The organism is Paenibacillus sp. W4I10, from assembly GCF_030816325.1.
Taxonomy (GTDB): Bacteria; Bacillota; Bacilli; order Paenibacillales; family Paenibacillaceae; genus Paenibacillus; species Paenibacillus amylolyticus_B.
Map to the genome: position 1 here is coordinate 4571845 of NZ_JAUSXX010000001.1, position 25990 is coordinate 4597834.

At 48.6% G+C, this 25990-nt stretch carries 17 protein-coding genes and 2 pseudogenes; 4 read left to right on the forward strand and 15 right to left on the reverse strand.

What is annotated here, in order from left to right; genetic code table 11:
- Positions 1-87 precede the first annotated feature (87 nt).
- The 9 genes and pseudogenes from QF049_RS20510 to QF049_RS20550 form a co-directional block, all read right to left on the reverse strand.
- The gene (locus tag QF049_RS20510; RefSeq protein WP_307540156.1) at positions 88-900 is read right to left on the reverse strand and encodes a hypothetical protein; all 813 of its coding nucleotides are present in this window, start codon (positions 898-900) and stop codon (positions 88-90) included.
- 46 nt (positions 901-946) lie between these two features.
- Positions 947-4151, reverse strand: a pseudogene (locus tag QF049_RS20515) (DEAD/DEAH box helicase).
- Between the two features lie 366 nt (positions 4152-4517).
- Positions 4518-4937, reverse strand: a complete 420-nt coding sequence (locus QF049_RS20520; RefSeq protein WP_164783412.1) for a chemotaxis protein CheW — start codon at positions 4935-4937, stop codon at positions 4518-4520.
- Between the two features lie 624 nt (positions 4938-5561).
- On the reverse strand, positions 5562-6509 hold the full coding sequence (locus QF049_RS20525) for an aminopeptidase (RefSeq protein WP_307540159.1): 948 nt from the start codon (positions 6507-6509) through the stop codon (positions 5562-5564).
- Positions 6510-6604: 95 nt separating this feature from the next.
- The gene (locus QF049_RS20530; protein ID WP_307540161.1) at positions 6605-8596 is read right to left on the reverse strand and encodes an alpha/beta fold hydrolase; all 1992 of its coding nucleotides are present in this window, start codon (positions 8594-8596) and stop codon (positions 6605-6607) included.
- A 60-nt stretch (positions 8597-8656) separates the two neighbouring features.
- The gene (locus QF049_RS20535; protein WP_036607516.1) at positions 8657-9223 is read right to left on the reverse strand and encodes a TetR/AcrR family transcriptional regulator; all 567 of its coding nucleotides are present in this window, start codon (positions 9221-9223) and stop codon (positions 8657-8659) included.
- 432 nt (positions 9224-9655) lie between these two features.
- Positions 9656-10954: an ABC transporter substrate-binding protein gene (locus QF049_RS20540; RefSeq protein ID WP_036607334.1), complete on the reverse strand. Its 1299-nt coding sequence runs from the start codon at positions 10952-10954 to the stop codon at positions 9656-9658.
- 761 nt (positions 10955-11715) lie between these two features.
- Positions 11716-12552, reverse strand: coding sequence for a carbohydrate ABC transporter permease (locus QF049_RS20545; protein WP_047840283.1), 837 nt, complete (start codon positions 12550-12552; stop codon positions 11716-11718).
- A pseudogene (locus QF049_RS20550) lies at positions 12552-13434 on the reverse strand (carbohydrate ABC transporter permease). The gene QF049_RS20545 and the pseudogene QF049_RS20550 overlap by 1 nt, the downstream one beginning before the upstream one ends.
- Before the next feature lie 143 nt (positions 13435-13577).
- On the opposite strand from QF049_RS20550, the gene QF049_RS20555 reads away from it, so the two are divergent.
- Positions 13578-15407 (forward strand): cache domain-containing sensor histidine kinase, encoded by a 1830-nt coding sequence (locus QF049_RS20555; protein WP_307540164.1) that lies wholly within the window; start codon positions 13578-13580, stop codon positions 15405-15407.
- A 5-nt stretch (positions 15408-15412) separates the two neighbouring features.
- Positions 15413-17041: a response regulator transcription factor gene (locus QF049_RS20560; protein ID WP_307540167.1), complete on the forward strand. Its 1629-nt coding sequence runs from the start codon at positions 15413-15415 to the stop codon at positions 17039-17041.
- Between the two features lie 304 nt (positions 17042-17345).
- Here QF049_RS20560 and QF049_RS20565 read toward each other — a convergent pair whose 3' ends face one another.
- Positions 17346-18311, reverse strand: coding sequence for an arsenic resistance protein (locus QF049_RS20565; RefSeq protein ID WP_307540169.1), 966 nt, complete (start codon positions 18309-18311; stop codon positions 17346-17348).
- A gap of 225 nt (positions 18312-18536) precedes the next feature.
- Here QF049_RS20565 and QF049_RS20570 point away from each other — a divergent pair, with 225 nt between their 5' ends.
- Positions 18537-19295 carry a tryptophan-rich sensory protein gene (locus QF049_RS20570; protein WP_307540171.1) on the forward strand — a complete coding sequence of 253 codons (759 nt, stop codon included), beginning with the start codon at positions 18537-18539 and terminating at the stop codon, positions 19293-19295.
- A 111-nt stretch (positions 19296-19406) separates the two neighbouring features.
- Here QF049_RS20570 and QF049_RS20575 read toward each other — a convergent pair whose 3' ends face one another.
- The 4 genes from QF049_RS20575 to QF049_RS20590 all read right to left on the reverse strand — a co-directional run bounded on the left by QF049_RS20575 (position 19407) and on the right by QF049_RS20590 (position 23442).
- Complete coding sequence (locus tag QF049_RS20575; RefSeq protein WP_017690870.1) at positions 19407-19781, reverse strand: RidA family protein; 375 nt, start codon at positions 19779-19781, stop codon at positions 19407-19409.
- Between the two features lie 148 nt (positions 19782-19929).
- The gene (locus tag QF049_RS20580; RefSeq protein WP_373428356.1) at positions 19930-20586 is read right to left on the reverse strand and encodes an oxidoreductase; all 657 of its coding nucleotides are present in this window, start codon (positions 20584-20586) and stop codon (positions 19930-19932) included.
- Positions 20587-20660: 74 nt separating this feature from the next.
- Entirely contained in the window at positions 20661-21818 is a 1158-nt protein-coding gene (locus QF049_RS20585; RefSeq protein WP_307540175.1) for an MFS transporter, read from the reverse strand.
- A gap of 208 nt (positions 21819-22026) precedes the next feature.
- Entirely contained in the window at positions 22027-23442 is a 1416-nt protein-coding gene (locus QF049_RS20590) for a sensor histidine kinase (RefSeq protein WP_307540177.1), read from the reverse strand.
- Positions 23443-23682: 240 nt separating this feature from the next.
- Here QF049_RS20590 and QF049_RS20595 point away from each other — a divergent pair, with 240 nt between their 5' ends.
- On the forward strand, positions 23683-24336 hold the full coding sequence (locus QF049_RS20595; protein WP_091018593.1) for a phosphatase PAP2 family protein: 654 nt from the start codon (positions 23683-23685) through the stop codon (positions 24334-24336).
- A gap of 4 nt (positions 24337-24340) precedes the next feature.
- Here the strand turns inward: QF049_RS20595 and QF049_RS20600 are convergent, their stop codons facing one another.
- Positions 24341-25852, reverse strand: coding sequence for an HD domain-containing phosphohydrolase (locus QF049_RS20600; RefSeq protein ID WP_307540181.1), 1512 nt, complete (start codon positions 25850-25852; stop codon positions 24341-24343).
- Positions 25853-25990 lie beyond the last annotated feature (138 nt).

The window sequence follows — 25990 nt, forward strand, 5'->3', positions numbered from 1 at the left end:
TGGGAAATGAATTAAATCGAATAATGCAACATGCTGCAAAAAAAACAAGCAGGGTGATCTGAGATCTCCCCCGCTCTGATGGGTGCATCATTTGGTTGCCGGGCTGTCCGTCTTCTTCTGGACAGCCTGCCACATCCGCGCGGCTACACGCTCGCGGATCAAATCCAGCCCTGCGGTGGCCGGCACGCCCGGCAGCAGCGCCGTCAGCTCCGGCAAGGCCGGCGGCTTGCCCGGCTGCGCGAGGCGCACCTCAACGGCCCCAAAGCCCGGCCCCGGCTGGTGCATGGCGCCGTCCGCGGCGGCCTCGGCGATCCACTCGCCGACGGCCGCGCCGCCTTCGCCGCCCCGCACTTGCGGGCGGCCAGCCGTTTCCGCTGCGCGGCCGGGGCCGCTGGGATCATGGGCGAGTTCCTCCGCCCATGCCCCCAGCACGCCGGCGAGCAGCGCTTCGCGCGGCAGGCCGGCGTGCGCCAGCTGCAGCAGCGGCTCGGCCGCGAGGCGCGCGGCTACGGCGCGCTCAGCAGCCGCGGCATGCGCGCAGCCCGGGCGGCCGCAGGTGCACGCCACGGACGCGCTGGCCGTGGCTGCGCCTGGCGAGCCCTCGTGCGCTTGCGCAGCCGGCAGCAGCCCCGCGAGCTCCTCGGACGCCGGGCCGCCGCGCAGCAAGGCGTACAGCGTCAGCGGGCGCTCGCGCAGCTGAGCCAGCACAGCCTCGCGCTGGGCTTCGCTCAGTCGCGCCGGCGTTCCCGTGACCGTGAACATGCCTGCGGCTGATCCGGTCGTGCTCTCAGCAGCGGAAGCGGAAACGGAAACTTCCTGGTCCGCTTCCGCTGCTGTATTTACTTCTGCTGTCCATCCACCGGGGGACATATGCAGCTCGATCTTCCATTTTTCGCTCACAATAATCCCCCTTTCTCAACATCTATATTCCTCTGAATGTTCAAGGTCACAGCCAAGTCTCACCCTGAAGAGAGATCAGACCACGCAGCTCATCATCCGACATCTCAGTCAGCCAGTTCTCACCCGAACCAACGACCTGCTCGGAGAGTGCCTTCTTGCTTTCGATCAGCTCATCAATCCGTTCCTCCAGTGTTCCCTGACAGATCAACTTATGCACCTGCACGTTGCGATTCTGTCCGATTCGGAATACACGGTCCGTCGCCTGATTCTCAACCGCGGGATTCCACCACCGATCATAGTGAACGACATGACTCGCCCGTGTCAGATTCAGACCCACACCTCCGGCACGAAGAGATAGAACAAACATGGACGGCCCCTCTCCTTTTTGGAAAGTCTCCACCATCTCATCCCTTTGCGCCTTCGACACACCACCATGCAGGAAAAAAGGTTCTTCCTCATATCGCTGTTTCAACCTCGACACCAGCAGATCTCCCATAGCAACATACTGGGTGAAAATCAGGGCAGATTCCCCGTTATCACGGATGGCGTCCAGCAGTTCAAGCAATCGTTCCATCTTACCGGATGCCTCCGCCTTGCCATGGTCTTTCCGATTGCTGTCCGCCAGCACCGGATGATCACAGATCTGCTTGAGCTTGGTCAGGGAGGACAGAACAATCCCCTTACGGGCAATGCCATTTCTGCCGTCCAGACCACCCATCAGATCATCCACCACACGTTGGTACAACACCGTCTGCTCTGGCGTCAGAGAACAATAGGATTTCAGTTCAAGCTTCTCTGGCAGATCCTTGCGAATATCCGGATCACTTTTCAGCCTTCGCAGCATGAATGGAGATACCAGTCGATGAAGCTCACGCAAGGATGCTGCATTTTCTTCGGATGGCCCAAGTCCCGTATACCTCTGGCGGAACGATGAAGCTGTGCCCAGATATCCCGGATTGAGAAATTGGAAAATCGACCAAAGTTCGCTCAATCGGTTCTCTACAGGTGTTCCCGTCATCGCAATACGATGAAGTGTAGACAGTCGCATCACACTTTGCGCTTGTTTGGTACGGTAGTTCTTAATATATTGTGCCTCATCCAGCACAATGGTGGACCAGTGCAATGAAGCCAGATCCGGGCCATCTCTGCCTGCCAAATGATAGGTTGTCAGTACAATGTCGTGCGTCTGTGCTTCAGCCTGAAACTCATTCCCGTGCAACCGTTGTCCGCCATGATGAATATATAGCGACAGATCCGGGGCAAACCGCTTCAGTTCACGCTGCCAGTTTCCAAGCAACGAGGTAGGACACACAATAAGTGCAGGCAAATGATCAGGCTGCCCATTCGTATGCTGATCCGCCGGGAAAGAATCATCGGATCCATCCAGCATTTCATACTCACGTGCTTCCTCTTCAGCCGCCTGGCGTTCTTCGTGTTTGCGATCCAGCAGACAGGTAATGACCTGAATGGTCTTCCCAAGTCCCATATCATCCGCTAGACATACGCCAAAGCCCAGATCACGCATCGCGGATAACCATTGGAAACCTCGTTCCTGGTAAGGTCTTAGTTCACCATGCAATTCTGCCGGAACCTGACGAGGTTCAATGCTGCGAAGCACCTGTCCATCGAGCAGGAAAGCAAGCATCCCATCGGATTCGGCGCCAAAGACGGAAAGGCCCTTCCACGCGGAATCCTCCCCTTCATCCGCAGCCAGATGCAGCCATTCGGAGAGAGGCATATATTGTTCTTCTTCTTTTTTCATATAACGCAGGACTTGGCGAATCTCTTTTGTATCCACTTCAATCCACTCACCGCGGAACATGACGTAGGGAACTGTAGATTCAGCCAAAGCTGCCAGTTCCTCTGCCGTTACGGGCTTGCCATCCAGCATGGGCTCTGCTTTGAATGCAACCAATTGTTCCATGCCCAGTGCCGATGTGGCTCCAGGCAACCGTTCTGTTCCCCGATTCAACATCTGCAAACGGAGTCCTGCACGGCGTTTTCCGGCACGACTCCACTTTGAAGGCATGAGCACGGTTATGCCAGCCTTCTGCAAACGTGGAACCGCATGCGTGAGAAATTCAAAGAAACCCTGCTGCTCCAGCTTAATTTCCTCCGGACGAGCGGTAAGCAGCGCCGTCTCCAGTTCAGGTGCCATTTCTGCTGCTTGCCCGAGTGCCATCAATAATTGCTCTGCCGCCGAGGTATACAACACCTTCCCCCGGTCCAGATCTCGCTCTGGATGTGCCCAGATAGTCCGTGCAGGCAACCTCAGGCTTGGTTCCTGCTCACTGTCCACCCAAAAGCTGATTCCCCAGATCGTTTCATGTTCGCCCAGTGGAGGCTCCAAGCGGAGCACCAGCTTCAATTGGCCTTCAGCAGGTGCCATCTCTTCTGCTCCCACGATTGGCATTGACGTTCCACCCACTTCTTGCAGCGTATGAATAAACGCTGTCATATCGTCCGTCGGCCCTTGCACAGTCACAGGACGGAACATCGAGATCAGACTGTTCCACCAGAGTTCGGCTACTGGCGAAGATCCGCGTCGATATGGGGTGCGGTAACGGGACAGTTCACTGTCCATACCCTCCAGTTCACTTGTCACTACAGCATGAATCATGCCACTCATGAATGAAAATAATACCGCAGCCCCTGCTTCTTCACGCGTTTCCGGTTCCAATGAAGCATAAGCTCCAGGAGCAGCCAATCCAATCGGAGGCATCGCTTCAGCAAGATCGCGGAAGCGTTCGATGTCCTCCTCCTGCTGCAAGCGTGGCCGCCATACGCCTGTTAATGTCTCTTGCCCGGTCCGTCGCCGTGCTCCGGTCTTTGCTGCGAATTCAGCCGATGGAGCAATCGCTCCCCGCAACAGCAGCTCCTGTGTGAACTGCGCTGCTTTGATCCAGTAACGCATCTCTTCTCCAACCTGAATTCCGGCTGCATTTAACAAACGGTCATCCCATTGAAGCAGCAACCTGAAGGCATCCTTAGGCGAGACTGCCAATCCTTCCAATGTGCGCCCCAGCAGCTGACGCCGCTTCGTGTTCTTGGCTTCAGCCGTGTTCCTCAGCGGATTCGGCCAGCGCAGCTCCGCAAGACGCAGAGCGGCAGGCTGAAACAGACGACCCCCGTCGCCAAAATTCAACCTTCTTACCACGTGGCTCCATGCATCCACACGCGGTTCCGATGTTTCACCGGAAAAAACAAAAAAATACGTCACCAAGCCATACTCCATACAGCGATTGCATCATTAAAGTCTCCCGTCATCCCTTCGCATTGTTACTCTCCATCATATACGAAAATGACCGGATTTAAAAACCTTTGCCCATAAAAAGTGGTTATTTCGAGGGTTAGGGCTTGTCTCAAACTCGCTGAAGTGCATCTTTTACCCCCTTTTCGCCCCCTGCTGCGTCACTTTCCCTTGACGTGCCCCGGCACGCCTGCGGAAAACTTTCTTGCTTGGAACGAAAATTCGGCAAAACCTGCTTCCTTCGGAGTTTTCAGACACGCCCTAGCGGCACAAAAAAATGTCCCTTCTCCCGAAAAGCGGATGAGGAACATTTGGGTAAACCGAAGGATAATACTGAATATTGAAAGAATTACGGATCGTTATACTACTATGATCTGATCAAGCTGCCCAGTAATACATCCAGGTTCAAAATGCCTGCACGATGATCTTCACAGAACCCGATTTTGTCAAAAACGCCAAGCATGAAACGGCGGTGTTCCTCAGCAGGTTCCTCGAAACGATCGTAACTTACGACAGAATCGACCATATCTACGATCAGCGGTACAAATCCACCTTTGTAAGGCACCACAATAATACGTGTAGAAGAAGTATCCTCCTGGTCCGGCATGCCTAACAATACACGAAGACTCACAACCGAAACGACCTTACCGTACAGCGAAGCAAAACCTCTGATCTCCGGGCTTCCAAACGGGACCGTTGTCACCTGCACCATTCTGATGATCTCATGAACTTCATCAATTCGTAGTGCAAAGATCTGGTCTCCTACCGAAAAATTAATATATTGCATTCCCTCGTCCATAGTTATCCCCATACCCTCTCATTCCGTATAATCAGACTACTTTCGTCTCATTAGATGTTACTTTGGTGTATCGGTTATTTTTGATCAAATGTTTAGGCTTCAGAACAATTTTGCCAACTTCAACAGACGTTGCATTACGGTTGCTGTCTCCGCTCTGCTCATTTGCCCTATTGTGGAGGGTGGTGGAAGTCAGTCGTTTTAGTATTGAGCGTAAGTAACCTGACATTGGATTGAAAAATTATATTCAAAAAAAGACCAAAGATCAGCTTTATGCCGATTTTCGGTCTTTTTTATCCCCATATATTATGGATCTGTTTCTATGTTTTCAAATACTTGGAACAAAAAAGCGATATTCCTGTGGATAACTTGTTTTATTACTCCAAAACGACTGTTTTATCGGATGAAAACACGAGTTATACCTGATTTGTGGATAAGTTGTGCACATATTGCGCACATGCTGTGGATATCTTTGGCGTTTCATGTGGATATTCATTAATTTAATGTGGACATGTTGTGTATTTGTTTGTAAATCTGACGTAAAATCTGAATTTCCGCTTCAGTTATCCATTACTGTGGACACGTTGTGGACATGCCCAAGTTCCTTCGCTGTAGCTATTCGACCAATTCACCCTGACGCATAATCAGCTTGTCATCGATGTACACGTCCGGCTTTTGTACAACTGCATCAATATGAACACCCGCGGCAATCGTTCCACCAAATGTGTTATTGCTGCCAAAGGCCACATGAATTGTGCCGTATACCTTCTCATCTTCCAGCACCACACCCGTGATTCGTGCCTTGTTATTGGTACCGATCCCGAATTCGCCGAGAAAACGACCATCGCCCTCACCAAGCGTTTCCAGTAATTGAGCCCCATCTGGTCCTTCAGCTGACACCAACCGTCCTTCACTAACGGTCAATAGCATGGGTTCACGGAGTGCCCCAATTCCAGCAACGGAACCATCTACAATAATACTGCCCTCGCCCTTGCCCTCGACGGGAGCAATATAGGCTTCTCCTGACGGCAAGTTACCCGATTCACCAGGGTTCAAATACATACCTGTGCTTGGTACACCGTTACGATCTTCAATGGAAAAGGAAAGACTATGGCCCTGCTTCTCTATTCGCACATGGCGACCTGCGGTTAATAGAGCCGTTACCTTCTCGGTCAACGCCTTTACTTGCGAATATTCAGCTGTAATGGCTCCGTTCACAAACATATCCTCTGTCATGCCGGGCATTGTTGCCACTCGGGTACCAGAGGCAGCGGCTTTTTTGCGTGCCTGGGTATGTGTTAATGAATATCGCGTTACACACACGGCTACATCTGCTCGAATCATGGCCTCTGCAATCGGCGCAGGCGGCTCCTCTCCAGATCTGCTGCGTTCCTTCATGATTAACAGGACCGACTCTGCACCAAGTGCTTTGCCTGCCTCATAGATGGATTCAGCCAAATCCCGTTTCATATCGTCTGCGACAACTACCAGATTCTCTCCGCTGCGCAGTCCGAGACATTCGGTTAGCACATTTTTACTGATTTCCACACGTTGCTGACTCATACATTCATCTCTCCTATCTTTGGTTAATCCTCTTCGTAACTCGACTTGACCCTTTCGACAATTGGTACGGGATTCCTGCATATCCAAACCTCAACTCACCTCAAGGTATCGGCCCATTCAGTGAGGATTGCAGCTGTTTCCTTATACTGAAACGTCGGAAAGTAATGTCCATAGGGTACATCTATCCGTTTGACCTGTGAGTTCATATCCTGGGGAAAGTAATATTCCCGATCTTGATTGGCCCATACAACTAATACATTCTTGGCATAATGCTGACTTTCCATTTTCGCCCACAACGTTGATCTGGCGCCTTTCCTCTGACCCGAGTGGATCCAGCGCAACAAGTCTGCATGCGCTCCTGCGATGCGAGGGGACTGGAGACTGGAGCGTATTCTCTTGCCCATGGTATCGGCCATAACACTGCTGTCGCCTACGCCGCTAAATGAACTGAACATTTGAATCCAACTTTTCTCCGATCTGCCACGCAGCAGGGAGCGCATCACCCCTCTTGGCAAACGGGAAATCCCTCTTAGCACATTCGGATTCGAATTGTTGGCAACTGGCTGAAGCAAACCTAACCGAATGTCTGTCCGCCCGCTACGCATCTGTGCCGCAGCTGCAATAGCAGCCCCTATTGAATGACCAACCAGCTTCACCGGACCCTCAAACTCACCAAGAGCCGTAAGCAGTGCATCCACCTGACCTTCAAACGCTTCATCTCCCTGATGTACAGGAGACCGTCCAAATCCAGCGAGATCGATTAACCATACCGGGTTCCCGGTCCGTTCCCTAAGCTGTTGTCCCAGAGGTAACATCTCATCCGCAGATTGAAGCAAACCATGTACAATAATCCAAGGCTCTCCCTCACCCTCCCAACCAAGCATAGCCATATTTCCGCTCCGTGACCGAGTATAATCTGTCGGAAAACCCTCAGGTAACGGCGTATACCGCAGACGATAGTCCAGATCGGCTGTAACCAGCGGAAGCTGTTCCCGGATGTCCGGCCAGTTTTGCCCCATACGTGTGAACAGTGCCTCCGTCTCTTCAACCGGGAATGACCTGTTGGTAATAAAAGCAACCGACTCTGCTGGAACACCACTGATGCGTGTGCCCCCTGATTTCATGATCCATTGAATCCATGATAGTGGCACAGCCCCTTTGGGTTTGGGTACGTCCAATTGCTGCGCCAAGAGTTGCAGCAGTTCCTTCATATTGGGACTGTCTTCCCTCCGCGCCAATAGCGGATAAGTTCCTCCGACTGGAGCAGCTTCCCTGGATAGAAAAACAAGCGTCTCTGCAACAATGTCATTCTCCACAAGCGGTAACCAATAGGATGAACCTCCCGGCACTACTGGCATAAGTCCTTTCTGAATCGCCTGAATGAGCAGTCCAATCCCACCCGTTTGCTCGGTTTCACCGGTGGGACGTGGCCCAACCACTGTACTCGGATTTACAACGGATAAGGGATAGTGATGCTGTTCTGCATGCTCGCGAATATGCAAATCGGCATGAAACTTCATCTCTTCATATGCACTTTCATTGTTATCCACATGCTCAACCTGTAGATAATTCCCCTGTTCATTCCGCTCTCCATAAGGACTCATATAACCAACAACGTGGATAAAGTGTCTCAATCCATGAGTACGGTGGATTTCCTGTGCTAGCTGTGCCACTTCTCTGGCCCCGTTCATGAATATCTGCTCAGCTACTTTTCGTTCCAAAGTGACGTCCATCGTTCCACCCGCATGAATGATCACATTTGCTTCAAGAGCACGCTCCCGGTCCGCTGCGGCAAGTCCAAGACCCGACATGGACAAATCACCTTTAATAAAGGTAATTCGGTCGAAATCCTTCACTCCATAAGCTTTCAGCACAGTTCTGGCTCGCTGTTCCGAACGAACCAACAAGAGCAATTGTACGTCTCCCTGCGTGAGTTGTTTGACCGTTTCTTTGCCGATAAAACCTGTACTTCCTGTCATAAAAATGGTCGTGTCTGCAATATCAGACTTGCTCATTGCCTGATTCATATTTGTTGAATGTGCTGCTGTGTTTTCCTCATTGTTTACACGGCTAGTATGTACAATCATTCTGTTACGGCTCCTTTTAGTACTACATAGTACTAGTCATATTCAAAAAAAGAGCTTCGATTAACGAAGCATCTGACAAAACGTCCGTGCCGATTGTTCTATAATCCCAACATCACGGGCAGTTCCCGCTAGGATTAGTGAACCTTCCAGTGCTGCAATAAACAACAAAGCAGCCGGTCCCGGTTCGATTTCTTTGCGAAATTCACCGCGATCCAAACCTTGCTGAAACAACTTCTCCACCATAGGCCTAAGCTCACGAAAGAATCTGGATATGCTTTCCTTCACTTGGGGTGCACTGTCCGGTGTCTGCATATATAACGTAACAAAAGGGCAGCTCCCTTCGTAATTTCGGCCCTCAATGCCTGCCGACAGCAATGCCATGAATGAGTAGATACGCTCCTCCACTCCTCGCTCACGCTGACTGAGCAGCAGATACAGCTCCGACTCATACTGGGCAATCCAGTATTGTACCACGGCCTGGAGCAGTTCCTCCTTGTTTTTAAAATGATAATAAATATTCGACTTGGATACCCCACTCACTCGCACGACTTCATCCATGCTGACGTAGCTGTACCCCTGACGCAGAAATAATTGTGCCGCCACTTCAACTGCCTTGGTCCGGTTCACCGGATTGGAACTCTTGGATTTGGCGGGTCCCGTGTTCATTTTTTGATTTGTCATATTTAGAACTATACAGTACTAGTTAGTCGAAAACAAGTATTTCTGTTAACAAATGAGGACCTCCCACTCCATCTACTCCTTACTTGTCCACATTTAGAGTGTTATACACACAGGATATCCACATATAGTATAAACTCTGTGTTAAATACGTCATGGGATCGTTAAACTGCTTTGGGGTTATCCACATTTCAGGGATATTACTAACTTTGAACTTTTCAGTGCGCTATTGGCTCCTCGGAAAAACCAAAACAGACCAACCAGAATAAAATTTCTGGTTGGCCTGTTTCAATTATCTTATATATTCGTATAGACTAACTTTTCTATCCGAAAATTTCTGAACAGTTTTTGGTAACCTGTGGATACCGTCCATGATCCGGATTATTTTTTCAGACTATCCCAGTTCTGTTGCAATGCATCGAGCAATCCGGCTTTATCCGATTTGCCTGCAACGTAAGCCTGAATCGTGCTGCCATACTCTTGTGGAACCCCTTCAGGGAAACGGTTGAAGTTCCAGCTGAGTGTTTTGTTTTCCTGGCTATACTTCATAATCTCTGTGGCGAGGTCACCTAGATCCTCTTCGGATGCCGTGATGGAACTGAACGCCGGGATGAATTTGAATTCTTTTGTCATGTATTGTTTCCCGATATCCGAAGTTACGAGCCACTCCAAAAACTCTTTTGCTTCCGGTTTCACTTGAGAGTTCTTGTTCACAACCCAATAGTTCGGCACACCGACAAACAATTTGTCATTGGGTTCATTATTAATTGGCATTGGCAGGATACCCAGATTCAGATCCGGATCAATTCCATCGATCTGTACTTGAGTCCAGTTTCCTTGTTGCATCATCGCTGCTTCTCCACTCGCAAACAACGTAACTTGCGTATTGTAGTCGGTTGTCAGAGGGTTTTTGTTGCTGTATTTCAACGTTAAGTCGAGCAAGTTGATCCAGTCGGCGAACACTTGGTTGCCAGGAATTTTCTCCGTACTTTCGTTGAGTCCTTGGATGAATTTCACCGGATCTGCCTGATTTGCAAATGCCACGTTTACGTTATGATTGCCCAGCACCCACCACTCCTGATACCCGTTAGAGAATGGGGTAATGCCTGCGGCCTGAAGTTTCTGTGCAGCTTGATCCAATTGTTCCAGTGTCGTTGGAATTTCGGTAATACCTGCTTTTTGGAAGAGGTCTTTGTTATAAATGAAACCATAACCCTCCAATGCGAGCGGCTGTCCGTAGAGTTTGCCGTCTTTGGTCATTGGCTCTTTGGCTACTTCGAGCGCATCCTTGGCCCATGATTCTCCAGACAGATCTTCCAGATATTCAAGCCATGTATCCAATTCGCGATAACCACCTACGTTGAAAATGTCCGGTTGTTCGCCAGCGGCAAACTTGGCTTTTAATGCAGCACCGTAGTCACTGCCGCCACCTACGGTTTGAATGTCCAGTTTGACGCCTGGATGGGAGGATTCATATTCCGCTTTGAGACGATTGAGCGCTTCCGCAATTTCGACTTTGAATTGGAAGATTTTAATGGTTTTATCTCCAGCAGCAGCCTCACCACCACCTTGAGCATCCGTGTTGACCGGACTGCCACTTTTATCTCCATTGCCACAACCCGCGAGCATTACCGAAAAAGCAATCAGCATAAGCAACGTCAACTTTGTCATTCTTTTCATACATACACTCTCCCTATAGTAGTTTCAGTATAACAGTTCCACTTAAGCATATTTACACTGGCACTCCGATGACAGAATAACCTTCCGATCGCTGTTATCCCCAGATTTATTTGATCCATTATTAATGGGAAAAATCCTGGGATAGCGTATGCTTCCGAAGTAGCTTTCTTCCAGAAAGCTTTTAGGCGAACGCTTCGCTTCTTCAAATTATTTCTGCCCTCTTCGTTATCGTTGTAAATGTTTAGTTGAACTTATCAAGCCTTTATCAAGGAAGGAGCCCATTCTATCTGGGCCTCTCTCTCTTCAGGAGTCATGGCCAAGCTATGCGGGCATGACTCCCTTTGCACACCTCCATGCGAGGTGGGAGCAAAGGGATCAGGATGCGATGTAGGAGCGGAGCGTTCGCCTTTGAAACTCGGTGGCTTCCTTGCCCTAATACATTCAGGCCACCGAGGGGCAACAGCGACCGAAAGCGCAACTTGAGCCCGCCAGCGCCCCTTTTCTGCCTTACCGGATTTAGCTTTAAATCTTTTCTTTATTGATCTCTTCCCTAGGGATCATGCCCAAGCTATGCGGGCATGACTCCCCTTTGCACACCTCCGTGCGAAGTGGGAGCAAAGGGATCAAGAATGCGTTGCAGGAGCGGAGCGTTCGCCTTTGATACTCGGTGGCTTCCTTGCCCTAATCCATTCAGGCCACCGAGGAGCAACAGCGACCGAAAGCGCACCTTGATCCCGCCAGCGACCCTGCCCTCGCAACACTTACCCTTTAACTGATCCAGCCGTAATCCCCTGAATGATATACTTCTGCATCAGCAGGAAGAAGATTATGATCGGCATGATACCGAGCACAAGTGCCGGTAAGGCCAAATCCCATTGCTTCGTATATTGTCCGAAGAGTGCAAAGGTCGCAATTGGGATCGTACGCAGGTTGGAGCTTTGCAGGATCAGGGATGGAAGCAGATAATCATTCCAAATCCAGAGTGTGTTCAGAATGATGACGGTTACATACATCGGTTTCATGAGTGGAAATACGATCCGGAAGAACACCCCGTAGGCAGAGCTTCCATCCACACGAGCCGCTTCCTCAATCTCCAACGGGACGGATTTTACGAATCCGTGGAACAGGAAGACAGACATCGGTGCCCCGAAACCGAGATAACAGATAATGAGGCCGCCAAGGCTGTCGATCAATCCCAGATTACTGGTTACAGTAACGAGTGGAATCATGATAGACTGGAACGGAATCACCATAGCGGCAATGAACATGCCGAACAAAATACGGTTGAACCGGGTATCGCTGCGAACCATTCGGTACGCGGCCATGGAACTGATCAGTACAAGCAACAGATTGCTGACCACGGTAACGATAAGCGAGTTCATCAGCGCGGATGGGAAGTTAATTTTCTCCCAGGCGTTCGCATAGTTGCCCCACTGAAATACTTCCGGCCATGCAGCCGAATTGGTGAGCAGGTCACCGAATGTTTTGACCGAATTCACAAACAGGAAGTAAAACGGAACCAGGAATAAAAGTCCAAGGAGTACCATGACAATCTCGGTTACAATGGTACTGAAGCGGTAATTTTTCGTCGTCTCCATTAGGCTTCTACCTCCTTGCTTTTCGTCAGACGTACCTGAATCATGGTGATAATGGCAACGATTACGAAGAACACGAGTGCTTTGGCGGTTCCGATGCCATATCTGTTATTCACAAAGGCTTCATTGTAAATATTAAGTGCAACCGACTCTGTTGATCCGAACGGTCCACCTTTGGTTAGCGACAGATTGAGATCGAACATTTTGAACGACCAGGAGATCGCCAGGAACAGACAGATTGTCACACCCGGCATAATGAGCGGAAGAATGATGCTCCGCAGTACCTGCCAGCGACTTGCGCCATCAATCTCGGCAGCTTCCAGCAGATCAGGGGATACATTTGTCAGAGATGAGATGTAGATGACCATCAGATATCCTGCGGTCTGCCATACAAACACAATCACGATTCCCCAGAAGGCGGTTGGTTCGTCTCCCAACCAAGGAAGGTTGAAGAAGGACCAGCCGGTTACATCGCCTACTGCTGAAAACCCTTTCACAAATATGAACTGCCAGATAAAGCCGAGCAACAACCCACCGATCACGTTCGGCAATAAAAAAGATCGTACGCAGAATGTTTCTTGTCTTAAGCGGTTTGGTCAGGAAATACGCTAGGAAAAAACCGATCACATTGGTCAATACCACACCAACCACGGTGAAGCGCACCGTAAACCAAAACGCCGTTTGGAACTTGGGATCATTCGCAAAAACATGCACGAAGTTGTCAAACCCTACCCAATTAATGTTCTCCGATACCCCGTTCCAGTCCGTGAAGGAGTACACCATGCCAAGCAGGAAAGGGACCACGATGATGAGAATAAAAAACACGATGGAGGGACCCACGAACACAAGCTGCTGTAACAGCTGTGAAGATTTGCGATGCTTCATATCGTTCTCCCCTTCTATAGATGGATGAAATTGGTCTCTTTTTCTATTAAACCCCATTATCGCCGAGGGAAACACCGACCCGTGTGAACAGTTGGGGGTAAAATATTGTCCTCTCTTAACCTGCAACCAGAAGGGGTGTTCCGATGTCCAAATACTACAGTATACGCACCAAATTGATTGCCTTTATGCTCATTGCTACCACACTTCCACTGCTCGCATCGATCAGCATGACGTTTATCCAGACCAAGACAGCCCTGCGGGAACAGGCTGTTGAAGAGAACAAACGCCTGATCTACCAAGCGTCCACCAATCTCAACAACTATGTGGATAACGTGGCCAGAGCGTCGCTCGCTGTGTATAACGACCCGAACTTTCTGCGTAACTTGGCAAAAATTCCTGGTGATTATCGTGCGGTTGCCGAGGTGTACACCACTTTGCAGACGATACGCGCGGCTGTGCCGGATGTATTCCAGCTGTATTTGCACTCTTTTGCCGCCAATCAATCCACCTTAATTACAAATCCCTTTCCGAAGCGGGAGGAACGCAAACAGGCCTATTCCGGCTCGCTTCATGGAAAAACAGGCGGTGACAGCCCGGATATCTGGGTGGAATCGGCCCATATGAGTCACACGTACGGATTCAAGGCTGCCTCCCCCGATGACCCTGCCAGAACGGTCATTACCCTGCATCGGGTGATCAAGGATATTCCGTCCACCGAGCGTCTGGGTGTACTCGCCATTGATCTGAATATGAATACCATTGCAGCAATCTGTGGCAGGCTGTATGATCCGGCTAAGGAACAGATCTATGTTGTGGATGGTCAGAATCAGATCATTTACCAAGGTCGTTCCGAGGTCAATCATACGGATGCACTACGAGAGGAAACGGCTAGTGAACTGAATATCGCGCGATCTGGCGAAGGTACAACCCAGAATGTCGCAGGACATTTTGAACAGGATCGATCCATGTATGTATACCAACAACTCGGCAGCACATACGCCGATTGGACCATCGTCAAACAGATTCCGAATGAGACGTTATACGCCAGGGCGACCACACTCACGTGGAATAACGCAATGATTGCCATTGCAGCACTTGTATTAGTCATTATTGCAACCTTGTTTATCTCCATCCGAATCACAGGTCCGCTCAAGCAACTCATGCGGTATATGAACCAAATTCAAGCCGGGCGTCTGCATGTGGATATCCATCTATCCAGCCGAGATGAATTCGGGGTGCTCGCTCGTCATTTCCGAGATATGATGGATACGGTAAATAATCTTATTTTGCGGGAATATCGACTCGAGATCGCCAATAAGACGAATCAGCTCAAAGCGTTGCAAGCGCAGATTCATCCGCATTTTCTATATAACACACTGCAATCGATCGGTACACTTGCCCTTCAACAGCAGGGACAACGGGCGTATATACTACTCTCTAGCCTGTCCAAAATGCTGCGCTACAGCATGCGGGATCAGACCTGCGTGACCTTACGCGAAGAGGCGGAGCATGCCCGATTATATCTGGAACTGCAGCAGGAGCGGTTTGGTGACCGCCTTGAGGTGGATTTGGATTTTGCCGAAGATACCCTGTCTGTCGAAATGCCAAGAATGACGTTACAACCTTTAATTGAGAACTATTTCAAACATGGAGCGGATATTCAGCCTGGCAAAGGTCACATATCCCTATCCAGCCGCCGGATCAACGATCATTGGATTGAAATAGAACTGAATAATAACGGCCCCTCCATACCTGAAGATAAATTACTGGAGATCCGCGGATGGCTACATCAAAGTCATACAACAACCGGGTTATCCACACAAGAATCCGACGAGTCTGAATCCATCGGTCTACGAAATGTAATACGCCGACTTCAATTGAACTCACATCCCGGTCACTCAGCCAGGCTTGAGATCAGCAATCGGGAACCCAATGGTGTGAAGATTACGGTTAAACTATACGCGGGAGAGTGAACAACATGAAGGCACTGCTTGTAGATGATGAAAAACATGTCCGCGATGCCATAAGGTTGCTTGGTCATTGGGAAGAGTTTGGCATTGATACATTACTTGAAGCAGCAGACGGGGATGAAGCCATCGCCGCCATCACGGCACATCAACCTCAAATCATACTCAGTGACATGCGTATGCCGGGCAAGGACGGTATGGCATTGCTTGAATGGATATCAGCTCATGTCCCACACAGCAAAGTGCTGGTTATCAGCGGATATGATGATTTTGAACTCGTGAGGCATGCAATTAGGCATGGTGGTATGGACTACCTCCTGAAACCCGTGGAAGCAGATGAGCTGAATGCATCTCTATTAAAGGCCGTTACAGCTTGGGAAGAGGAAGACGCCATTCGGATACAATCCACCAGGCAATCCATTGTTGTTAATCGAATGCGCCCTCACTACCAGGATCGTCTGCTCACCGAACTTGCCGTCGGAAGAGGCAGCAGCCAATCACACATGCAGCGATTACAGGATGAGTTAAATCTCCCCCGTCTAATCTCTGTCTGTAGTGTCGCTGTCACCAGCCTGTCCCATCTGGATGCAGATTGTCTGGCAAAATACCGCAGTCAACCGGACCTGCTTGTGTTCTCGGTACTCAATATCTGTGCCGAGATGTTATCCACACCAGACGAAGGTGTAATGTTTCGCCAGTTGGATCAACCGGACGAGATTGTTCTGCTGCATTGGGGTCCATCCACTTCATTGGAACATATTCTGGACAAGGTCAATCATGGATTGGAGCAGACGATTCAGCGCCGGCTTCATTTTGGCATCTCCACCTGTGAGTCCTACCCTGGCGGAATCTCAGCGGCCTATCTGGAAGCAAGTTCAAGGTTGTGGCGACGCAATGCTGTGCAAATTAAACAGCGAATCCATGCCTCAATGGAATCATCAAATGGGAATAAAATCAGGCGTTTAACCGCCCATGAAGAACCCCTGCGTATGGCAGCCATGAGTTGCCGGGCTTCCAGTGTATCCGCTGCGGTCGCCGAGTGGCTTGACCCGATTACTGATCTCGAGGTTGTCAGTGCTGAGCAGATCCAGCAATGGATCGAGGAGCTGGAATGGATGCTGAACCGCTGGCTTGATGATACAGCAGGTTCGTCATTCAAAGAGGAAGAAGTGACGGAGGAACAGTCTATTCCCTTTGCCGAGTTACCTTTGGACGCTGAAGGACTGTTATCCTTCCCCCTGCTTCGTTCATTGTTGGAACAACGACTGCTTGCCGCAGGAAAGGCACTCACCGCTCATCACCAAGCCAATCCTGATCCCATGAGTGAGATTGCACGTTATATGGACGCCCATTATCAGGAGGACCTGTCCTTACAGCAGATTGCCGCGCGTTTCTACCTGAGCCGGGAGTATATTTCCCGCAAATTCAAACAGCAATTTGGCCTGAACTGGTCGGAATATCTCGGCAAACTGCGGATCAACAACGCCAAGCTGTTACTGCAAAATCCTTCCCTACGTGTCGCCAAAATCTCGGAGATGGTTGGATTCCAGGACGAAAAGTATTTCAGCAAAGTGTTCAAAAAAATGGAGGGTATCACGCCAGCGGAATATCGTAAAACATTATTGGAGGCCGGTACTTAAAGAGTACCTGTTCAGAATTTATTTGAATTAATAAGAGTACTCCCCGGCATGGCCTATCGGGAGTACTCTTTTTAATTTTAATTTTAATTTTAATTTCACAAAGAATAGCATAGATCAAGACGACTTGTTGGCTCTTTCTTTTCTAAGATAGGATACGCTCCGAAAGATTGCGGCTACAGCTACACCAAAGTAGAGATAATAAATTTTATTTCCCGTTGTATGAGCTGTTATGGAAAAAAGATAACGACGAACGGTACAAGTATAGTATCCAGGTAGAACATGATCTTCCGATAAGTAAGAACGCTCACCGATCTCGCAAAATTACCGCAGGTACAAGTCGAATGTAGATTAGCTCTCCTGCAAGCTCCACCATCGTCTGTGTCACAATAACAGCCGCAGCTATGGTTGCCCATTCTGGCGGGAGTGCCAGCGCAAGTGGCAGAACGACCAGCGAATTCCGTGTGGCTGAACTGAAAATCAACGCCCGCCCGGCGCCTGGATTCAATCCAAACCAAGTAGCAATAAGCCGAGATATCCAAGGCATAATGATTAGGAAAGCAACATAGATCGGGATCACGTTTACGATGATTGCCATATCATTGTAGACTTTGTCAATCTGGGAAGCGACAACCACGATCAGCGTAAGTGCCATCATCGGAACCGGGAGCCATGCCGTTGCATTCATGACCCGCTCCCCGCTCACTTTACCTCTTGAGAGAACCTGTGTAACGACAGCAAGCAACAGTGGAATAACGATCAGGAACAGAAAAGCCTCCACAAACGGCCCTACCTGCATGATCTGTGCCACCTCGGTACCCATCAATAGCCATAAATAAAACGGTAACAGGATCATTTGTATAACAAATAAAAGAGGTGTTGCGGCGAGCATCAGTTTTTCATTGCCCCTGCCGAGTTGTGTGAACACAATGACGTAATCAATACAGGGTGTTAACAGTACCAGATAGACTCCGATCAGAACGCCTGGTGATTGCGGAAAGACAAGTGTAAGCAACCATACAACTACAGGTACTACGATAAAATTAGCCACCAGTAGCGCCCCTATAAATCGAAGATTCGACCAAGACTCTTTTAACTGTAAAAAGGGAATCTGTACAAACATGCTGTATAACAGAACGGCAAGAACCGTGGACACGGTGTAGTGTAAGGCATTTCCCCATACCGGATTACTCAGCCCTATCGCTGCTCCTAAAAACAATGCAACTACATAGAACCAGGTTTGCTGTTGCTCCATCGTTTCTCTTGTGAGCATTCTCTTCCTCCTCTTCTAGTGGGACATCATGGGCATGGACATATTTCTGCTTCGTTTCGCGTACATTGGGACAGAGTACCGTTCCAACGTAGCGGCAGAGCACAAGAATCTGCAAGATCAACTTGTGAATTTTTTGCGGCTGTTATTAGAATGTGCAAAAACTGGGTATATTCATTGTAGACTGACCCGTGGTTCATTCATTCGTTAAACTTAGGAGGAAACACAATGTCACGTAACAATCCGTACAAGTGGTTAAACGCCATTGGTTTTATCGCTGTAATTATCGTGAACTACCTTTCCAACGCTCTGCCGATCGGGGGCAGAACCAACAAGGAAGTATCGGATATGTACCCTGTGCTACTCACACCTTCTGGCTATGCCTTCGCTATATGGGGTTTGATCTACTTGCTGTTGGCAGGTTTTGTGATCTATCAGTTTCTGCCTGCTTCCTGGAAAAGGGACTCGATTACCCGTCTCGGGTATTGGTTCCTGGCAAGCTGTGCCTTTAACGTAGCCTGGATTTTTGCTTTTCAAAACTTGCAGACCGGTCTCGCTTTACTGATTATTGTACTGCTTCTGTTGTGCCTGATCATGCTGTATGTAAAAACACGTACCATTACTGTGCCAACTACTGCTGAGATCTGGCTTGTGAAGCTGCCATTCAGCATCTATCTCGGATGGATTAGCGTGGCAACCATTGTCAATGCAGCGGTGCTGTTATATAAAATTGGCTGGGATGGTTTTGGTATCAGCGAACCAACCTGGACGATCATTATGTTGATTGTGGGTATGGTGCTGGCTGTACTCGTTAGCTTCCGTTATAGGGACAGTGTATATCCACTGGTATTCACATGGGCGTACATCGCCATTGCACTTAAACAAAAGGATGTCACTTCCGTATATTATACGGCAATCATCATTGCGATCGTACTGGCTATCTACGCGGTATGGCTATTCTTCGCCCGTAATCAGGATCGTGATTGAGTAGTTTCCATCATATATATCGCTTATATATAACGCAAAACGCAAAAAGCCGATTCTGGTCTTTGACCTGAAATCGGCTTTTTATGTATACCGGAGCAAATGAAGGTTGTCCTATTTCAGGGCAATAACTTCAATCTCCACCAGTGCATCTTTTGGCAAACGAGCAACTTCTACTGCACTGCGTGCAGGATAAGGCTGTTCGAAGAACGTGCTATACACTTCATTCACAGGAACGAAGTCGTTCATGTCTTTCAGGAACACCGTCGTTTTCACGATTTTATCCATACTTGTACCTGCTGCTTCAAGAATAGCCTTCACATTGCTCAAAGACAGACGTGTCTGCTCTTGTACATCTGCACCGAATTCTCCCGTTTGAGGATTCAGGCCAAGCTGTCCGGAAGTGTAGATGAAATCGCCTGCATCAACGGCTTGGCTGTATGGACCAATGGCGCCTGGCGCCTGATCGGTAGAGATTGGTTTTTTCATGGACGAGTTCTCCTTCATGTTCGTTACCCTGCTGCCGCATGGAGTCAGGGTTCGAACTCATTTTTGTTGCCTATTATACCACGATCTACCTCAAGCGAGAAACGCTCCTCACTAGCCACATGAAGTAAACAGCTCGTTCAAAGGTTTCTTAGCCCCTATCCACACCAAGGACATGAATGACTTCATTCGAATACACATGGTTTCCCTTGGCTTGCACCAGCGCAATATTTGTCATGGCCTGTGCAATGGTTGCGGCGTGGACCGCCCGGTATTTGTCCGCTCTGCCTTTCATCCAGCGATCCAGAAACTTCATGGCATGGGCAGCCATCTGCTCACCGAACCGCTTCTCGTTTCGATCTCCCAGAATTAAGGAAGGGCGGAAGATATGCAATGACGGAAAACCGATATCGGACAATGCATCCTCCATTTCCCCTTTGGTCCGACTGTAAAAGACCCGGGAACCTGCACTCGCTCCCATGGAGGAGATCACCAGCATCTGTGATACACCATGTTGCTTCGCAATAGTAGCTGCACGAACCGGGTAATGATAATCTACCTGACGGAAATTGTCCTGACTGCCTGCTTTTTTGATCGTTGTACCCAAACAACAGTACAGGTCATCGATTCCGTCGAATAAGTGGTTGTTTCTCTCCAGCTGTTCCCAGTCCACCACATGTTGTTCCAGTTTGGGATGTTGCAGCTCAAGCGGACGTCTAACCAGAACGCGAACCAAGCTGTATGCCGAGTGCTCCAGCAGATGATGAACCAGTAATTCGCCTACAAGCCCCGTGGCTCCAATCACCATGGCTTTCCGTTCGAGACGATTCAATTACATCCCTCCACTTCGCCATCGTTTTATTAAGTTATGCGATATCTTTTCTATTTTAACAGTACACGACGTCCAAGGGTAAATGTAAGAATCAGCATCACGACACCAACCCCCACCTGAAATCCATAGGCTGAGATCCAGGCGAGCGCATCGGACCAGGTTTCCATTTTTTCATACAACCAGCCACCCAACAACGGCCCAAGAAACGAAGTTACTCCGGTCAGAGCCGAATACACCGCGACAAACATCGGTCTTTCACTTTTGGGTGTGTCTCCAATGGTAAAGTTAAATGCCAGCTGGTTGAATCCACCTACACCGATCCCAAGGAAGATATGAGATAGAAATAGTGCGATCAATACGGGCATGAACGACATTAACCCCCACGACAAACAGGAGAGTGCAATGACTGGCAATGTCCAAAATAGGAGGGTTTTGTTACTGAATCTGGCATTCAGATTGCCCCAGACATAAAAACCGGCCATCATAACCAGCGTCTGGACTACCGTGATCAGGGATACAGTCTGATAATTAATGTTCAATAGATCCAACATAACATAGGAATAGAGCGGAACAATCAAGGTCTGGATCAATAACCATGAAGCCAGGAACAGCGTTGCTTTCAAGAAAGAACGATCCTGGAACGGCTTGATGAACATGCGCCAGAAAGCCTTTTCGGTAGAACGTTCAAAGGGAACGTCCGGATAGAAAAAATAGATGACTGTATTGGCAATAGCACAGATCCACACCGGAATAAACAGGATTAGAAAGCCCATTTCTCCGGGGTAACGGTCCAAAACAATACCGCCTGCGAATAAGCATACGCTTCCAAGAGCATTCAGAATCGTATTTCGAATTCCAAAATAACGCCCTCTCACCTTGGCAGGTACGATATCGCCAATTAGTGAAGTCCAGATCATACCGCCGATGGTATTTGATATAAAAGCAACCGTATACACGCCAATATATACACTTACCCACCACTCTTTGGGGAATATAAACGGAATCAGTCCCGTTGCACTCCACAAGATACGATGTGTGCCCACGAACAGCAGCAGCATACGTTTACGGCTGCGAATACGCTGCATCCAGTAAGCTGCTCCGATCTGGGCAATGTTCACGAACGTGGTAATCGCGAGCACAAAGCCGATATGTCTCGACCCGGCCCCAAGGTACAGCAGAAATCCGGTTAAAAACGGGCCTCCCAGCAAGGTCTGTAAAATAATTGCCGGTACACCCTCCCATGTTGCAATCGATAAATTCGTGCGTTGTGTCGAACCCTTGCGCCGTGGTTTGCTTGCTAACGGGGGAGGGTTAACGTTGACCGTCTTCTGTATGGGGATACACTCCTTAGACCGGGTCTCAAAAGCCGGTCGATGCTAGTTGTCATCCCAAATTCTACTCACGGCGCGAAGGTTGTCAACTCATTTTTTCACGGTCCAACGGGAGATAGAGATGGAAGGTGCTTCCTTTACCTTCAGTGCTCTCAAGTTCAATCGATCCCCCCAGTAATCTCGCTAAATCCCGACTGATCGACAGGCCAAGTCCGGTACCGCCAAATTTTCGACTAATCGACCCGTCAGCCTGCTGAAATGCTTCAAATATGGAATGATGCTTGTCCTCAGAAATGCCAATGCCTGTGTCCTGAACAGAGAAAATAAGCCATCGATTCTGAATACCTGCATTCTTAATCTGCTTGGTGCTTACGTTCAGCGTGACCTTCCCCTGGTGAGTGAACTTGATGGCATTGGACATCAGATTCCGCAAAATCTGTTGAACCCGCTGGGGATCAGACCAGAGCGTCTCGGGCAGTCCCTGTTTTTTGTCCAGAACCAACTGAATTCCTTTTTTCTCGGCAACGAGCTGAAAGTGGCTCATGGCATCTTCTGTAAGTTGTGCGACACTGATATCCTCCAGTACAATATCCAGCCGCCCCGCTTCTACTTTGGAAAGATCCAGAATATCGTTAATGAGCGTGAGCAGTTCCTGCCCGGAGTGGTCGATCATATTGGCAAAACGTACAATATCCTCCTGATCCATCGTGTCGGCATTCTCGCTGATCATCTGGGCAAAGTTAATGACACTGTTCAGTGGTGTACGCAGTTCATGGGACATATTGGCGAGAAATTCCGATTTGTACTGTGAGGCAATCATCAATTGTTTCGCACGATCCTCCAGTACAATCTGGGCTTTCTGTAACTCTTCCTTTTGCACAGACAATAGCCGGTTTGTACTCTGGATCAGCAAAATTCGATTCTGTTCATTCTGAAAATCACGTAAAATAAATGCAAAAATAAGGCTCAGCAAAATGCCTGTAGGAAGTGTATAAGGCATAATATGTGAAAAGAAGTATGTAGCCGGGATCACACCAACGATAGCAATGTTTACACTATTGACCACATTGACGATAACTGTAACAAGGATTCCTTTAATAATCAGCCTGTAGTTGCTGCGTCTCATCCATATATTCAAACCTGCACATATGACGCCCAAAATAGACATGTTAAGTACTGCCGCCAATGTAGCATCCGTGATGCCAAAAGTCAGCCTCGTCAGCCCAATTCCAATACCCACGATGATTACGCTATAGGGTTGTCTATACGTTAGAACGGCAACAATTAAAGGAACATATCGAAGATCAAAGACCACTTCATCGGTGAGTTGAAACCCAAAAACCGTACTAATCCAACCTGCAAATATAAGGACAAGCACTGAACTGATCTGCTTCACTCGGGAAGAGGTACGTATTACGACATATTTATAGAACACACTAGCAAGATATGCAATGGTAATAAGCATCCCCATATTCAATACGAACATTTTTGAAAATTGCATTCACTCACTCCTGTTGTACCGACTTTACTGGCTAAAGTGCCTTCGTCCGTATGTGTCTCTATCATATCATGCCCATTGAAACTTCGGCATTCCTTCTTCGTCAAAAAAATACACAAAAATACACAAATCAGGATTCAATTTGTGCGCTGGTCGTAGTAGAATATATTGTTGTTTAAATTTGAATTAGTTATTTGCTGGGCTCATGCTCCTAGGGAGCATGAATGAAAGGAGAAAGATGTTGTGCAATTGTTAAAAAGCAAATCCTATTGGCTGTCATTGAGTTTGATGCTGTCTTTGGCCGTCATGGGGCTGTTCTATGATATTCTTAACAGTCCGGAACGCGGGTTCGCAGTGCTTGATTCGCCGCTCGACCGGATCATTCCCTACGTGCCTGGCATGTCCATTCCATATTTGGGCTGGTACCCGTTTGTATTCGGTGTGCTCGCTTACCTGTGTGCCAAGGATCGCCTGACGTATTACCGTGTCTTGTTATCCATGAATATCTGTGTCTGGATATGTTATCTGATCTACTTCAACTTTCAGACCATGGTACCGCGCCCGGAACTGACGGGTACAGGCCTGGGAGCATCTGTTCTCGGATGGCTCTATAGCCAGGATCGTCCTTATAATTGTTTTCCAAGTATTCATTCTCTTCACTCTTATCTGGTTATGCGTGCCGTTCTCTCGGTTCCAAGCATCCGCAAACCCATCAAGATTCTGGTGGCCGCCGGGGCAGCAACCATTATCGTATCCACGCTAATGATCAAACAACATGTGATCTATGACGCCTTGGGTGCAGTCATACTCGGCGAATGCGTTCTCACCATCATAACAGGCCTCGCTCTACACCGGAGACGCAGAAAAGAATCGAAGTGGACAGAGGGGATCAACTGATCCCTCACTTCGATGGTTTCTGAAGATGCTGTTGTCGTCTCCATTCATCAATAAACAAACCTGCAAAATAGGGGTCCCATTGGGTCCCTTTTCCTTCTTCCAAAATCGTTAGCGCTTTCTCGTGACTCATCCCATTCCGATATGGTCGATCAGACGTCATGGCATCAAAGGCATCCGCTACCGCAATGATGCGGCCAAAAAGGGGAATATCATCACCAGCCATCCCATCCGGGTATCCTTTGCCATCATATCTTTCATGGTGAGATCTTACTCCTGGCAGGAAGTCCGCCATGGCATCAATGGGTTCTATTTGTAACAAAATACTTTCTCCCTGCACGGGATGTGTACGAATGATCGCGAATTCTTCATCGCTTAGCTTCCCATCCTTCAACAACACCTCATCAGGTATGCCAATTTTCCCAATATCATGGAGCAGAGCTGATTTGTACAATAAATCCGCCTGTTCTTCATTCATTCCGCTCAACTTGCCGATCATCAGCGAATACTCGGCTACACGCTTGGAATGCCCTGCCGTGTATTTATCTCGGGCGTCCAATGCAGCCGCCAGCGTAGAAAAATAACTTTGCAGTAGCTGCCGATTACGTTCCTGTCTCATCTCAAGCCGATTAATCATCATATTAAAGCCGGAGATCAGTGCCGAAAACTCATCCGCATATAGATCCGGAGCTCGTCTGCCAAGATCTCCCCCCTGAATTCGGTTCATCTCATGTGTCAGTTCAGCAACTGGATCACGAACATCACGAATCAACAGCCAGCTTCCCACCAGGGCAAACCCCGCGCCCAGAACAACGATGAGAATTCCCCACAGTATGTACTCTTTCGCAAATTCACTGTCCATATACTGAAGTCTGATATATGTAGCCAGGAAAAATAGAAAAAGAGGAAATAAGCCAATCAGTGCCGTACTTAGCTGAAATTTACGCTGGATCGATACCAGGATGCGCCCTCCCAGTGAAGGTTCCATCCCGTATTGGACTTTGCCTCGATGTCGAATCTCAAGTAACAGGGGTCTAATCGCCCGCACCGTTAGGTAATACTCAATCAGCGCATGCATGATGGCAATCAGAAAGGCACACGCGGCGGCCACGACAATATACAAGTAAGGGAATTCAAGCCACCCTGTGGATATCATCCACATTGTTAATCCGGCTGCCGGAAGTGAGAAGCCAAACATGTGCGGACCCATGATCCGATATATGGTCTGTCCCGGGAAACGATGAATTTTCTCATACATGTGGTTTAATTCGTCTCTCTCATGATGCTCGGAAGTGAAAAATTGTCTTATGGGGCCAAGCTGCACCCACAGCGTAATTAATTCAGCAACCAGCATGAACAAGAGTGAAATCAGTACAATGAAGATGAGTCGAACAAATTGAATATTGGGTATTTGCAGAGTAGATACCATAACTACTGTACCGACAACAAAAACAGCTGCCAGTGAACCGATCAGATAATTGCGTATCAGGCGAAAGATAAATGAACGGTATGCTTCCAACTGAACCCCTCACTCTCTATGTGCAACCAGTTCTCCCTTGAGACACAGGGAGATTAAGGGTATTGCCTTCTATTTGTTTATCGGTTGCTCCGACTAAAAAAATTAATAAAATCCAATGGGTTGGCACCAGATCTGGAA

Coding starts and splice junctions, on each gene's coding strand:
- QF049_RS20520 (WP_164783412.1), bottom strand. CDS start 4,937: ATGCAATATATTAATTTTTCGGTAGGAGACCAGATCTTTGCACTACGA.
- QF049_RS20525 (WP_307540159.1), bottom strand. CDS start 6,509: ATGAGTCAGCAACGTGTGGAAATCAGTAAAAATGTGCTAACCGAATGT.
- QF049_RS20530 (WP_307540161.1), bottom strand. CDS start 8,596: ATGATTGTACATACTAGCCGTGTAAACAATGAGGAAAACACAGCAGCA.
- QF049_RS20540 (WP_036607334.1), bottom strand. CDS start 10,954: ATGAAAAGAATGACAAAGTTGACGTTGCTTATGCTGATTGCTTTTTCG.
- QF049_RS20545 (WP_047840283.1), bottom strand. CDS start 12,552: ATGGAGACGACGAAAAATTACCGCTTCAGTACCATTGTAACCGAGATT.
- QF049_RS20555 (WP_307540164.1), top strand. CDS start 13,578: ATGTCCAAATACTACAGTATACGCACCAAATTGATTGCCTTTATGCTC.
- QF049_RS20560 (WP_307540167.1), top strand. CDS start 15,413: ATGAAGGCACTGCTTGTAGATGATGAAAAACATGTCCGCGATGCCATA.
- QF049_RS20565 (WP_307540169.1), bottom strand. CDS start 18,311: ATGCTCACAAGAGAAACGATGGAGCAACAGCAAACCTGGTTCTATGTA.
- QF049_RS20570 (WP_307540171.1), top strand. CDS start 18,537: ATGTCACGTAACAATCCGTACAAGTGGTTAAACGCCATTGGTTTTATC.
- QF049_RS20575 (WP_017690870.1), bottom strand. CDS start 19,781: ATGAAAAAACCAATCTCTACCGATCAGGCGCCAGGCGCCATTGGTCCA.
- QF049_RS20580 (WP_373428356.1), bottom strand. CDS start 20,586: ATGGTGATTGGAGCCACGGGGCTTGTAGGCGAATTACTGGTTCATCAT.
- QF049_RS20590 (WP_307540177.1), bottom strand. CDS start 23,442: ATGCAATTTTCAAAAATGTTCGTATTGAATATGGGGATGCTTATTACC.